A 12427-nucleotide genomic window follows, 5' to 3' on the forward strand; every position below is an offset into this window, starting at 1 on the left:
GCGTGTCGCGTGAAGGATATTGGCGCGTCCTGTGCGCCACAGCGTATGGTGAACCGTAGAATCAAGCCGAAGGAAAGCCAACCGTGACCGATCAGAGAGTTCGTTTTCAAGCCGCCCTCGAGCGGCTGGACGCCCTGCATGCCGAAGACCCGCGACTGGAGCGGACCGCCGACGGCGAACAGCTTCCCTACGAGTTGCGTTACGCCCGCTGGATGAGCGAGTGGCTGGAGCGTGTCGCGCCCGAGGCTTCCGAGGCGCTGCAACTGGCGGTGCGCGCCCAGCACCTGCAACGCTGGCAGATCCCGCGCGACGACTATCCCCGCGATCGCCCGGGCTATCTTGCCTGGCGCCGCGAACTGGGGCGTTGCCAGGCCGAGACTGCCGCCGCGGTGCTGCGCGAGAGCGGCTATGACGAGGCCAGTTGCGAGCACGTCGCGCAGATGATCCGCAAGGAACGTCTGCGCAGTGACCCCGATGCCCAGGCGCTCGAGGATACCGCCTGCCTGGTGTTTCTCGACCGCGAATTCGAGGACTTCGCCAGCCGCCACGACGACGACAAGTTGATCCGCATTCTGCGCAAGACCTGGCACAAGATGTCGCCGCGCGGCCATGAATTGGCGCTGACCATCACCCTGTCGCCGCGTTCGCGTCAGTTGCTCGAGCGCGCCCTGGCCTGAGCCTCAAGCGCCGCTCAGCGCAGCTTGGTCAGGCGTAGTTCGGCGACCTCGGCCGGCGGGTGGAAGCTGTCGGGGTCGGCATTTTGCCAGAAGCGCTGGAAGACGCTGTGCTCGGGAGTCCCATGCAGCAGTTCGCCCGGCTCGAGGTAGGAATAGAGCATCGATAGCGACTGGATCTCTGAGCGCGATACCCGGCGTAGCACGTGTTCCGGCCCCAGCTCCTCGGTGCTGTTGAGGCCCGCCGCGCCGAGCATCTCGGCCAGCGCGGCGAGGGTGTTGGCATGGAAATGGTAAACGCGCTGGGTCTTGTCCTCGATATCGAGCTTGCGACCGCGGCGCGGGTTCTGAGTCGCCACGCCGCTCGGGCAACGGTCGGTATGGCAGGACATCGACTGGATGCAGCCCAGCGCGAACATGTAGCCGCGGGCGGCATTGCACCAGTCGGCGCCCAGCGCGATGGTCCGCGCGATGTCGAAGGCGCTGACGATCTTGCCGGCCGCGCCGACACGGATGTGCTCGCGCAGATTGGCACCCACCAGGGTGTTGTGAACCAGCAGCAGCGCCTCGGTCAAGGGCATGCCCAGGCGGTTGATGAACTCGAGCGGGGCGGCCCCGGTGCCACCTTCACCGCCGTCGACGACGATGAAGTCGGGGTGCGTGCCGGTCACCTGCATGGCCTTGACCAGGCCGAACCACTCCCATGGGTGGCCGATGGCCAGCTTGATGCCCACCGGCTTGTCCCCCGACAGCTCGCGCAGCCGCTCGATGAAGGCCAGCATCTCGCGCGGCGTGGTGAAGGCGGTGTGTCCGGCCGGTGAAATCACGTCGCGATGCACCGGCACGCCGCGGGTGGCGGCGATTTCCGGGGTCACCTTGGCTGCCGGCAGGATGCCGCCGTGGCCGGGCTTGGCGCCTTGCGAGAGCTTGATCTCGATCATCTTGACTGCCTCGAGCGTGGCGTTCTCGGCGAAACGCTCCTCGCTGAAGCTGCCGTCGTCGTTGCGACAGCCGAAGTAGCCCGAGCCGATCTCCCAGACCAGGTCGCCGCCGCGACGATGATAGGGCGAGATCGCGCCCTCGCCGGTGTCGTGGTAGAAGCCGCCGAGCCGCGCGCCACCGTTCAATGCGCTGATCGCGTTGGCCGACAGCGAACCGAAGCTCATCGCCGAAATGTTGAACACGCTCGCCGAGTAGGGCCTGGCACGCGCCGCACCGATGGTCACGCGAAAATCGTGGGCCGAGAGATGGTGTGGCTGCAGGGAGGGGCTGATCCACTCGTAGCCCTCGGCGTACAGGTCCTGCACCGAACCGAAGGCTTTCTTGTCGACCACGTTCTTGGCGCGCTGATAGATCACCGAGCGCTGCTCGCGGGAGAACGGGCGCTCGTCGGTATCGGACTCGATGAGGTACTGGCGGATTTCCGGGCCGATCGCCTCGAGCGAATAGCGGATATGCGCGAGGATCGGATACAGGCGGCTCACCGTATGACGCCGCTGCAGCAGATCGTAGCTGCCCAGCGCGACGAGCAGCGCGAACGCCAATGCGGCCCAGCCCCAAGTGGACGACAGCATGCTTGCCGCCAACGACACGACGAGCCCGACGATGCTCGCCAGGTAGGTGGCGTAGCGTAACGGCAGGCGACTCAGCAGCGAGGGGCCGGTCATGAGGCGGTGTCTCCAGTCGGTGAATGAGCCGACCAGTCAAATGCAGCATGCTCGCTAATGCAAGCTCGCTGCGCCGGCGGCCGGCTCGATGCGCAGCTACTCGCACATTGCCTACGCGTGTGCCGTTGCCGCCTGCGCCGATGGTTGCGCGCTTTGCTGGCTCGGCTAGCCTTGTTGATGACGACCGTTATTCGGCGAAACAACTAGGCGCAACAACGCGGAGGCGTCACGATGACCCAGGATTCGACAACCCCGGCATCGCCCTGGTGGCTACAGGCCGGCGACGAGGAGTGCCCCTCCTGTCTGCGTCGCTACCACGTCGATGCGGGCTATTACTGTGTCCACTGCGACCAGCCGATCTGCCCGTTCTGCGTGGTCGAGTTGCGTGAAAGCCGCGAGACCGTCTGCCCCGGTTGCCAGGAGGAGGCGTAATGGCCGCTCGCGCGATGTGGCGTGGCACGCTGCGCTTCGGCCAGGCATGCGTGCCGGTCAAGCTCTACGCCGCGGTGGCCGATCGCAGCGTGCACTTTCGCCTGTTGCACCGCAAGGACCGCGCCCCGGTCCGCCAGGTCATGGTCGAGCCCGAGGCCGAACAGGTCGTGCCGTATGGCGAGAGCCAGCGCGCCTATCCCACCGAGCAGGGCAGCCTGGTGATGCTAGGCCGCGACGAACTCGCCGAACTCGAGCCCGAATCCTCGCGCGAGATCGCCGTCGAGCATTTCCTGCCGGCCCACAGTATCGACCATCGCTGGTACAGCCGGCCTTATTATTTGGGCCCCGACGGTGACGAGGACGCCTATTTCGCGTTGATCGAGGCGCTCGAGGACAGTCGGCGCGAAGGCCTGGCAAGCTGGGTGATGCGCCGCAAGACCTATCATGGGGCGCTGCGCCTTCACGACGGCTACCCGATGCTGATCGCGCTTCGCCATGCCGATGAGGTGGTCTCGGCGGATACGCTGCAGGCCCCCTCCGGCGCTACCCTCAAGGACAAGGAGCTGCGCATGGCGCAGCAGCTGATCGATACCCTCGAGGCACCCTTCGAGCCGACCGAGTATCAGGACGATTACCGCGAGCGGGTACTCGAAATGATCGACGACAAGCGGCGCGGCAAGCACGTCAAGGTCACTCCGCTGCGCCGGCCCAAGCCATCCAAGGATCTCACCCAGGCGCTGGAAGCCAGCCTCAAGGAGGTCGGCCATGGCTGATTCGCGGCGACGGACCAAGAAAAGCGAGGATGACAAGCGCCCCAGGGAGGCGTCGGCGGTGCGCGGACCGCGGCCGTTCTGGTCGGGAACCATCAGCTTCGGCCTGGTCAACCTGCCGGTGGGGCTGTACCCGGCGCAGCACGGCAAGCCGGTGCGCCTGCGCATGGTCGATGATCAGGGCACGCCGCTGGCGCGTCGCTATTACTGCGAGAAGGAGGCGAAGATCCTCACCGGCAGCGAGCTGATCCGCGGCTATGAAGTCGAGCGCGACGACTATGTGCTGGTCGAGGACGACGAGCTCGAGGCGCTGGCGCCCGAGAAATCCCAGGAGATCGATCTCGAGCGCTTCGTGGCCCTCGACGAGATTCCCCCGATCTACTTCGAGCGGGCCTATTTTCTTACTCCCGAGGAGGGCGCCACGCGCGCCTACCGGCTGCTCGCGGACAGCATGGAGGCCGCCTCGCGGGCGGGCATCGCCAGCTTCGTGATGCGCGGCAAGCAGTATCTGGTGGCGATCATCGCCGAAGGCGGCATACTGCGCGCCGAGACGCTGCGTTACCACGACGAGCTGCGCACCCCCGAGTCGATCGGCCTGCCCGAACGCCGGGCCGCATCGAGCGAGGCGCGGCGTCGCATCGGCCAGGCGATCGACGCCTGTGCCAGCCGCCGCTTGGAACGTAGCTGGCTGGAAAACGCCGATGCCAAGCGCATCCTCGAGCGAATCGATGCCAAGCTCGAGCGCGACGAGGATGTCGTCTGGCCTGACGACGTGGACGTGGAGGACGAAGAGGGCGGCGAGGTCATCGACCTGATGCAGGTGCTAAAGCAGAGCCTTGCCGAAGGGCGCTCGCCCGCTGCGCAGCGCGCCGGGGGCCGGCAGTCGGCCGACAAGCCAAGCCGACGGGAGGCGCGCGAGACCGGCAAGCAGCGCGAGACCAAGCGCGAGGCCGAAGGCGAGGAGAGCCGGGACCAGCCGCGCAAGAGTGGCAGCAAGCGGACCGCCGGCAAGGCCGGCTCGGGCAGCAGGAGCGAGGCTCGGGCCCGGAAGTCCAAGGGCGACGATGCCGGCGAGCGTCGCCGGTCCGGCCGGCGCCGCGGCCGCCAGTCTGACGATGGCCAACTGAGCGAGTTGACGCGCCAGGCGCTATACCAGCGCGCCCAGGAGATGGACATTGCCGGGCGTAGCCAGATGACCAAGGCTGAACTCATCAAGGCCATCCAGAGCGCAGCCTAGGAGCCTGTCGATAAACCCATGGACTCCTAGCCCGCCCGGCGCCGGTCGCTCATGTCCGCCGCGTGGATTACCGGCAACTCGCAGGCCCAGGCCATCGCCTCGGCCTTTCTGGCGTTGGCGAACAGTCTCACCTCGAGCGGCTTGAACAGATGATTCTCGACGGCGACCAGCGGGCGCAGCCAGCGTTGGTCGGTCACCGCCGCGGCGCGGTGGAAATGGCTCAGCTGGCCGAGTTGGGTCAGGCCATAGCCCAGGTCCCGCAGTAGCGCCGAGGCGCTCATCCAGCGCAGCGCATCGATTTCGCCGTAAAGGCTGACGCGCGGGTGGGCCTGCTTGGCCGCCTCGATGGCATCGATCGCGGTCTGCAGTTCGTGGGCGTCGAGCCGGCCGCTGACGCGCAGCGCGACAACGTGCGCAGCCGGGGCGGTAAGCAATTCGAGCATGGCGATTTCCTCGAATGGGCAAGGGCCTTTCAAGCGTAGCACTCGACGAGCGTTTGCCATGCCGAATACGCCCGGTCGCTTCGATCCCTGCCTCACGCCTGGGGGAGTTCGCGCTCAAGACGCCGTTTCACGTCCCCCGGCGAGCCGGTATGGCGGGCCAGCAGGTCGTAGGCCACCGGCACCACGAACAGCGTGAACAGGGTCGCCGCGGCGACCCCGCAGAGGATCACCGTGCCCAGCACGGCGCGGGTTTCGGCGCCGGCGCCGGTCGACACGATCAGCGGCACCGCGCCGGCCATGGTGGTCACCGCGGTCATCAGGATCGGCCGCAGCCGGGTCACCGCGGCCTCGACCAGCGCATCGTGAAAGGCCAGCCCCTCGTCGCGCAACTGGTTGGCGAACTCTACGATCAGGATGCCATTCTTGGCGGCCAGTCCGACCAGCATCACCAACCCCACCTGGCTGTAGATGTTCAGCGACTGCCCGGTCAGCCACAGGCCGAGCAGTGCGCCGCACATCGCCAGCGGCACGCTGAACATGATCACCAGCGGATGAATGAAGCTCTCGAACTGGGCGGCCAGCACCAAGAACACCACCAGTGTGCCGAGTATCAGCAGGAACGTGGTGGCGCCGCTGGCTTCGCGGTAGTCGCGGGAGGGGCCCTTGACGTCGGTCTGCGCCTCGGCGGGCAGCAACGCGTCGGCGCTGCGTTCCAGGTAGGCCAAGGCCTCGCCGATCGGATAGCCGTCGGCGAGATCGGCCTCGAGGGTGATGGCGCGTACCCGATTGAAGCGATTGAGTGTGCTCGCGCCGGCGAAGTCGCTGAAGCTCACCAGGCTGGCCAGCGGAATCAGCTCGCCGCTGCGCGCCGAGCGTACCTGGATGTTGTCCAGTGAGCGCGGGCTGCGCTGCTCGTCGCGCTGGCCTTCGAGGATCACGTCGTACTCCTCGCCGTCGTCGACGTAACGGGTCACGTTGCGCCCGCCGAGCAGTGTTTCCAGGGTGCGGCCGATCTCGCTGACGGTCACTCCCAGGCTGGCGGCGCGGTCGTAGTCGATGGCGATGCGCAGTTGCGGCTGGGTTTCCTGATAGTCGCTGTCGAGATCGAGCAGCCCCGGATTGTCGTCGCGAATGTGCGCGAACAGGGTGTCGCGCCACGCGGCGAGCTCCTCGTAGGTACCGCCGCCGAGCACGAACTGCACCGGCTTCTCGATGCCGCCGCCGAAGCCCTGGCGCATCACCGGCGTGGCGCGGATGCCGGGCAACCCGGAGAGGCGCTCGCGGACTTCGTCCATGATCGGCCAGGCGGCACGGCGTTGGCTCCAGTCGCTCAGGTTGACGATCGCGAAGCCGCTGTTGAAGGTCTCGAGATTGCCGTAGCCGCGCGGCGCGCGGACCACGATGCGCTCGATCTCGCCGGCTTCGCGCATCGGCAGCAGGCGCGCCTCGATCTCGTTCATGTAGTCGAGCATATAGTCGAAGCTGGCACCCTCGGGGCCGTTGACCAGGATATAGAAGTTGCCGCGATCCTCGCGCGGGGTGTACTCGTTGGGCAGTTGCCCGGCCAGCCATACGCTGGCGGCGATCAGCGCGACGAACATCGCAACCATCGCCAGCCGCAGCTTCAGGGCCCTGAGCAGCGCCGCGCGATACAGCCGCTGGCTGAAATCGAGCAGGGCGTGCACGGCGTGCGCCAGATGGCCCTCGTGCATCTCGCGGGAGAGGACCTTGGAGGCCAGCATCGGCGCCAGCGACAGCGCCAGCAAGCTGGAGAAGGCCACCGCGGCGGCCAGCGTCAGGGCGAATTCCGAGAACAGCCGGCCGATGTCGCCCTGCAGGAAGCTCAACGGCACGAACACCGCAATCAGCACCAGCGTGGTGGCGATCACCGCAAAGCCGATCTGGCGCGTGCCGCGATAGGCGGCGACCAGTGGCGTCTCGCCATGCACGCGCATGCGCCGATGGATGTTCTCGAGCACCACGATGGCGTCGTCGACGATCAGCCCGATCGCCAGTACCAGCGCCAGCAGGGTCAGCAGATTGAGGGTGAAGCCGAACAGTGCCAGGGCGATGAAGGTGGCGATCACCGAGATCGGCACGGTCACCGCCGGCACCAGGGTGCTGCGGACATTGCCGAGGAACAGGAAGATCACCGCGACCACCAGCGCCATGGCGATGAATAGCGTCGTCACTACCTGGTCGATGGCGTCGGCGACGAAGATCGATGAGTCGACGTTGAGCGCCAGCGTCATGCCCTCGGGAAGCGTCGACTGCAGGCGCTCGAGCTCGGCGGTGACCCCCTCTGAGACCGTCAGCAGGTTGGCGGTGGATTGGCGCATCATACCCAGCCCGACCATCGGCGTGCCGTTGCCGCGATACAGGGTGCGCGTCTCGACGGCGCCGATTTCGACCCGCGCGACGTCCGCGAGGCGCACCAGGTAGCCGTCGTCGCCCTGGGCAAGCACCAGCGAACGGAAGTCGTCGGGGGTGGCGAAGTTGCGCGGCAGACGGACGATGAACTGTCGCTCCTCGGACTCGATGGCGCCGGCCGGCAGTTCGACGTTCTCGGCGCGCAGCGCGTCCTCGACGTCGCCGGCGGTCAGGTTGCGCGCCGCCAGGGCGTTGCGGTCGAGCCAGACGCGCATGGCGTATTGCTGATCGCCGCTGACCCGGACCCGGGCCACGCCGGGCTGCACCGAGAAGCGGTCGACCAGGTAGCGGTTGGCGTAGTCGGTGAGCTCGGCGATCGAATAGCGTTCGCCGGACAGGCTCAGCCACAGCACCACTTCCTCGCTCGAGTCGGCCTTCTCGACTTCGGGCGGGTCGGCCTCGTCGGGAAGATTGTCGGCGGCGCCAGAGAGGCGGTCGCGAATGTCGTTGGCGGCGGCCTCGATGTCGCGCGACAGGGCGAACTCGATGTTGATCGACGATCTGCCGTCCCTGCTCGATGACTCGATCGCCGCGATGCCCTCGATCCCGGCGATGCTGTCCTCGAGCACCTGGGTGATGCGCGTCTCGACCACGCTCGCCGAGGCGCCGGGGTAACGCGTGTCGATGCTCACGATCGGCGGATCGATGGCCGGGTATTCCTGCAGCGGCAGGCGCTGCAGCGCCAACAGGCCGAAGGCGATCAGCAGCAGCGCCAGCACGCTGGCCAATACCGGGCGCTGGATCGAGAGGTCCGACAGCCGCATCAGCTGGCGTCTCTCGGCCTGGTGACACGGCTGCGCTCGAGCAGTTCGGCGATGTCGGTATCGTCGTCGTTGATGCCCAGCAGGCTCACCGTATCGCCGTCGCGCACGCGCTGGGTACCGTGGCTGACCACCAGGTCGCCGGCCTGCAGCCCTTCGAGGATTTCCACCTCGCCGGCACGGCGTTCGCCGATGCTGACCGGACGACGCGCGATGAGATTGCCGTCGTCGTCATCGATGACCATCACGAACTGCTTGGCGCCCTGTGGAATCAGCGCTTCCTCGGGGATCGTCAGGGCCTGGCGCGGGCGGCGGTCGAGGACGATCTCCATGAGCATGCCGGGACGCAGGTGACCGTCGGGGTTGGCCAGCACGGCGCGCACCGGGACGCTGCGGCTGACCGGATCGATGCGCATGCCGATGCTGTCTATTTTGCCGGCGAAGACACTGTCCGGGTAGCTTTCGGTACGCGCGCGCAGCGCCAGTCCCGGGTGCAGCTCGGCCAGGTGTACGGCCGGCACGCTGAAGTCGAGCTTGACCACGTCGAGCTTGTCGAGGGTGACCAGCGCCATGCCCGGCGTGACCAGCGTGCCGGGGCTGATATTGCGAAAGCCGACGACCCCGGCGAACGGGGCGCGGATGCGATGGTCGGCCAGGCGCGCCTCGATGGCCTCGATCTGGGCTTCGATCTGGTGCAGCCGGGCGCGATTGTCCTCGACGTCGGCGCGCGGCGCGAGATTGCGCGCTTCCAGTTGGACCGAACGCTGCAGCACGTTGTTGCGCTCGGCGCGCTGGGCCTGGGCGGCGCGCAGATCGGCGCTGACCTCGCTGTCGTCGAGGCGCACCAGCAACTGGCCGGCCTCGACGCGCTGGCCATCGCTGAAGTCGATCTCGGCGACGACCTCGGTGAGGGTGGCCGAAAGCGTCACGCTCTCGTCGGCGCGCAGGGTGCCCAGCGCCTCGAGCGGGGTGGTCCAGTCGCGGAGTTCGGCGTGCGCGGCGATCACCGGCGGGCTCTCGGCCGCGTCGACACCGGTGGCGGCGAGCGCGAGAAGAGCCATCGTCAGCCAACCGATCGTGCGGTGTCGTAAGCGGGGCCACGCATGTGGCGGGCGAGAGTGGTCGGTCATGACATCCTTGGCTCGCGGGCGCGATGGCGCCCGATGGCATTCGTCGTGCGGGGCGGTTCAGGCGAGTATGCCGAGACTCTGCATTGGAAGATATACGTTGGAAGCTACAAGCCGCCTCGGCGGTCATGCAGCGGGTGGCCCGGCGGCGGCCGACTGCTAGAATGCACGCCCGTCTCGAAGCGAATCGCCCGGAGTCCTGCATGCCTACCCATCCCGACGTGGTCGTCATCGGCGCCGGCGCCGCCGGCCTGATGTGCGCGCTGACCGCCGGTTACGCCGGCAAGCGCGTGCTGGTGCTCGATCATGCCAACAAGCCGGGCAAGAAGATCCTGATGTCCGGCGGTGGGCGCTGCAATTTCACCAATATGGACACCGGACCGGGCAATTTCTTCTCGGCCAATCCGCACTTCTGCATCTCGGCACTCAAGCGCTACCGGCCCGAGCACTTTCTCGAGCTGGTCGAGCGTCACGGCATCGAGCCAGTTGAGAAGGCGCCGGGCCAGCTGTTCTGCGCCGACTCGTCGCGACCGATCCTCGACATGCTGCTTACCGAATGCGCCTGGGCCGGCGTGGAGATTCGCCTCGCCACACCCATCGAACGCCTCGAGCGTCATGCCGAGGGCATGCGCCTGACCACCGCGGCAGGGCGGATCGAGTGCGGGGCGGTGGTGATCGCCACCGGTGGATTGTCGATTCCCACGCTGGGGGCGAGCGGCTTCGGCTACGACGTCGCCCGCCAGTTCGGCCTGGCGGTGACCGAGACGCGTGCCGCACTGGTGCCGTTCACCCTGACCTCGCAGTGGAAGGCGCGTGCCGCCGCGCTGGCCGGAGTGTCCTGCGAGGTCGCGGTGAGCTGTCGCGGCGGGCACTACCGCGAGCCGCTGCTGTTCACCCATCGCGGGCTTTCGGGGCCGGCGATGCTGCAGATCTCGAGCTACTGGCAGCCCGGTGACGAACTCGCCATCGACCTGCTGCCGGGACTCGACGCCAATGCGGCGCTGCGCGAGGCACGCCAGTCGACGCCGCGCCGGCTGGTATCGACCTGGCTCGCCGAACAACTGCCCAGGCGTCTGGCCCAGGCCCTGGTCGAATGGCATGGCGACGATGGGGTGCTCGCCGAGCGCTCCAACGCCCAGCTCGAGGCGTGGGCCGAGCGGCTCAATGGCTGGCGCATCAAGCCGGCGGGTACCGAGGGCTGGCGCACCGCCGAGGTGACCATGGGCGGCGTCGATACCGCCGCCTTGTCGTCGAAGACCTTCGCGGTCAAGGAGCTGCCACAGTTGCGCTTCATCGGCGAAGTACTCGATGTAACCGGCGAGCTGGGCGGTTACAACTTCCAGTGGGCCTGGGCCTCGGCGGTGGCCTGTGGGCTGGCGTTGTAATCGCCTAGTCGTTTACCCGGTGTTATGCACTGGGCCGCCAAAGGGCTTGAAGAGTGGCTACGGCTGCCTACGCTGAATGCAATATCCAAACGGATGTGGTTCAGCGCAAAGGAGTGTTCTTATGGTCCCGCTCGCCCACCAGCTTGCCAACGATACCCTCGAGAATCGACATACCAAGGAGTGGCTGCGCGACTATCAGCGGGTCCGCGCCGCTAGCGAAGCCCTGTGCGCCCCGCTGCATCGGGAGGACTACATGGTCCAGAGCATGCCCGATGTCAGTCCTCCGAAATGGCACATCGCCCACGTCAGCTGGTTCTTCGAAGCCTTTCTGCTCACCCCCTTCCTCAAGGATTACCGGTCGCTCGACCCGGCCTACGACTTCCTCTTCAACTCCTACTACGAGACCCATGGCACGCCATTTCCGCGCCCTCACCGAGGCGTGATCTCGCGGCCCACGGTGGATGACGTATACCGTTATCGTGCCCATGTCGATGAGGCCATGGCCCGATTGCTTGAAGCGCCGCCCGCCGAGCATGCCGACGAGATCCTCCGCCGCGTGGAGTTGGGGCTCCATCACGAACAGCAGCATCAGGAACTGCTGGTCATGGATATCAAGCATATCCTGGCGCAGAACCCGTTGTGCCCGGCCTATCGTGATGACCTGCGCGACGATCCCGCCACGCCGCCGGTGGCTACGCCCGGTGAACTCGCGTGGCTGAGTTATCCGGCCGGGGTGCGGCGGATCGGCCATGATTCGGAGACCGACGGCTTCGCCTACGACAACGAGATGCCGCGTCACCGGCAGTTCGTCGAGGCCTTCGAGATCGCCGACCGTCCGGTGACCAACGGCGAGTTTCTGGCGTTTATCCGCGATGGCGGTTATCGGCGCCCCGACCACTGGCTGTCAGATGGCTGGCAGCAGGTCCAGGACCAGGGCTGGACGGCGCCGCTCTACTGGGTACAGCGCGATGAAGGCTGGTATCACATGACGCTGGGCGGCCTGGTGGCGGTCGACGAGCACGCCCCGGTGTGCCATGTCAGCTTCTACGAGGCCGATGCCTATGCACGCTGGGCCGGGGCGCGATTGCCCAGCGAGGCCGAGTGGGAGATCGCCGCCGAAGGCGTGGAGATCCGCGGCAACTTCGTCGAAAGCGATCACCTTCAGCCAGTGGCGAGCGCCGCGGATGGCACCGTGCCGAGCCAGCTATACGGTGATGTCTGGGAATGGACCGGCAGCGCCTATCGGCCATATCCGGGCTTTCGAACGCTGCCGGGCAGCCTGGGCGAGTACAACGGCAAGTTCATGTCCGGGCAGATGGTACTGCGTGGCGGCTGTTGCGCCACGCCGCGCTCGCACATCCGCGCGAGCTATCGCAACTTCTTTCCGCCCCAGGCACGCTGGGCGTTTTCTGGCTTTCGCCTGGCCCGGGACGCCTGAGCGCAAGCGTGTAGCGACGAAGCTCACCGCGGATTCATTCGGCAACCCGTTGATGCGCATCTA

10 protein-coding genes are annotated in these 12427 nt (G+C 67.0%); 6 read left to right on the top strand and 4 right to left on the bottom strand.

The genetic code is table 11. From position 1 onward, the window contains the following. Nucleotides 1-83 precede the first annotated feature (83 nt). Nucleotides 84-677 (top strand): DUF4202 domain-containing protein, encoded by a 594-nt coding sequence (locus R6258_RS07030; protein WP_318448954.1) that lies wholly within the window; start codon nt 84-86, stop codon nt 675-677. 14 nt (nt 678-691) lie between these two features. Here R6258_RS07030 and R6258_RS07035 read toward each other — a convergent pair whose 3' ends face one another. Next, on the bottom strand, nt 692-2341 hold the full coding sequence (locus tag R6258_RS07035) for an FMN-binding glutamate synthase family protein (RefSeq protein ID WP_318448955.1): 1650 nt from the start codon (nt 2339-2341) through the stop codon (nt 692-694). 231 nt (nt 2342-2572) lie between these two features. Here R6258_RS07035 and R6258_RS07040 point away from each other — a divergent pair, with 231 nt between their 5' ends. Genes R6258_RS07040 through R6258_RS07050 form a run of 3 tightly spaced genes read left to right on the top strand, consistent with a single transcriptional unit; the run spans nt 2573 to nt 4780 of the window. Then, the gene (locus R6258_RS07040) at nt 2573-2773 is read left to right on the top strand and encodes a hypothetical protein (RefSeq protein WP_318448956.1); all 201 of its coding nucleotides are present in this window, start codon (nt 2573-2575) and stop codon (nt 2771-2773) included. Further along, nucleotides 2773-3546, top strand: a complete 774-nt coding sequence (locus tag R6258_RS07045) for a Ku protein (protein ID WP_318448957.1) — start codon at nt 2773-2775, stop codon at nt 3544-3546. The genes R6258_RS07040 and R6258_RS07045 overlap by 1 nt, the downstream gene beginning before the upstream one ends. Beyond that, nucleotides 3539-4780: a Ku protein gene (locus tag R6258_RS07050; RefSeq protein WP_318448958.1), complete on the top strand. Its 1242-nt coding sequence runs from the start codon at nt 3539-3541 to the stop codon at nt 4778-4780. The genes R6258_RS07045 and R6258_RS07050 overlap by 8 nt, the downstream gene beginning before the upstream one ends. A 26-nt stretch (nt 4781-4806) precedes the next feature. Here R6258_RS07050 and R6258_RS07055 read toward each other — a convergent pair whose 3' ends face one another. The 3 genes from R6258_RS07055 to R6258_RS07065 all read right to left on the bottom strand — a co-directional run bounded on the left by R6258_RS07055 (nt 4807) and on the right by R6258_RS07065 (nt 9475). Next, the gene (locus R6258_RS07055) at nt 4807-5223 is read right to left on the bottom strand and encodes an STAS/SEC14 domain-containing protein (protein ID WP_318448959.1); all 417 of its coding nucleotides are present in this window, start codon (nt 5221-5223) and stop codon (nt 4807-4809) included. 92 nt (nt 5224-5315) lie between these two features. After that, on the bottom strand, nt 5316-8417 hold the full coding sequence (locus R6258_RS07060) for an efflux RND transporter permease subunit (RefSeq protein ID WP_318448960.1): 3102 nt from the start codon (nt 8415-8417) through the stop codon (nt 5316-5318). Beyond that, nucleotides 8417-9475 (bottom strand): efflux RND transporter periplasmic adaptor subunit, encoded by a 1059-nt coding sequence (locus R6258_RS07065; RefSeq protein WP_318448961.1) that lies wholly within the window; start codon nt 9473-9475, stop codon nt 8417-8419. Before R6258_RS07065 ends, R6258_RS07060 begins: the two co-directional genes overlap by 1 nt. A 269-nt stretch (nt 9476-9744) precedes the next feature. Between R6258_RS07065 and R6258_RS07070 the strand changes: the two genes are divergently transcribed. Next, a complete protein-coding gene (locus R6258_RS07070; RefSeq protein WP_318448962.1) occupies nt 9745-10926 on the top strand; it encodes an NAD(P)/FAD-dependent oxidoreductase in 1182 nt (393 codons plus the stop codon). 121 nt (nt 10927-11047) lie between these two features. After that, complete coding sequence (egtB, locus tag R6258_RS07075; RefSeq protein ID WP_318448963.1) at nt 11048-12364, top strand: ergothioneine biosynthesis protein EgtB; 1317 nt, start codon at nt 11048-11050, stop codon at nt 12362-12364. The last annotated feature ends 63 nt before the right edge of the window (nt 12365-12427 follow it).

Origin of the sequence: Halomonas sp. HP20-15 (genome assembly GCF_033446685.1) — a bacterium.
Taxonomy (GTDB): Bacteria; Pseudomonadota; Gammaproteobacteria; order Pseudomonadales; family Halomonadaceae; genus Modicisalibacter.

Bases quoted from the DNA above. Each gene is read 5' to 3' on its own strand.
- R6258_RS07040 (WP_318448956.1), top strand. From the start codon at position 2,573: ATGACCCAGGATTCGACAACCCCGGCATCGCCCTGGTGGCTACAGGCC.
- R6258_RS07070 (WP_318448962.1), top strand. From the start codon at position 9,745: ATGCCTACCCATCCCGACGTGGTCGTCATCGGCGCCGGCGCCGCCGGC.
- egtB (WP_318448963.1), top strand. From the start codon at position 11,048: ATGGTCCCGCTCGCCCACCAGCTTGCCAACGATACCCTCGAGAATCGA.
- R6258_RS07055 (WP_318448959.1), bottom strand. From the start codon at position 5,223: ATGCTCGAATTGCTTACCGCCCCGGCTGCGCACGTTGTCGCGCTGCGC.
- R6258_RS07035 (WP_318448955.1), bottom strand. From the start codon at position 2,341: ATGACCGGCCCCTCGCTGCTGAGTCGCCTGCCGTTACGCTACGCCACC.
- R6258_RS07050 (WP_318448958.1), top strand. From the start codon at position 3,539: ATGGCTGATTCGCGGCGACGGACCAAGAAAAGCGAGGATGACAAGCGC.
- R6258_RS07065 (WP_318448961.1), bottom strand. From the start codon at position 9,475: ATGGCTCTTCTCGCGCTCGCCGCCACCGGTGTCGACGCGGCCGAGAGC.
- R6258_RS07060 (WP_318448960.1), bottom strand. From the start codon at position 8,417: ATGCGGCTGTCGGACCTCTCGATCCAGCGCCCGGTATTGGCCAGCGTG.
- R6258_RS07045 (WP_318448957.1), top strand. From the start codon at position 2,773: ATGGCCGCTCGCGCGATGTGGCGTGGCACGCTGCGCTTCGGCCAGGCA.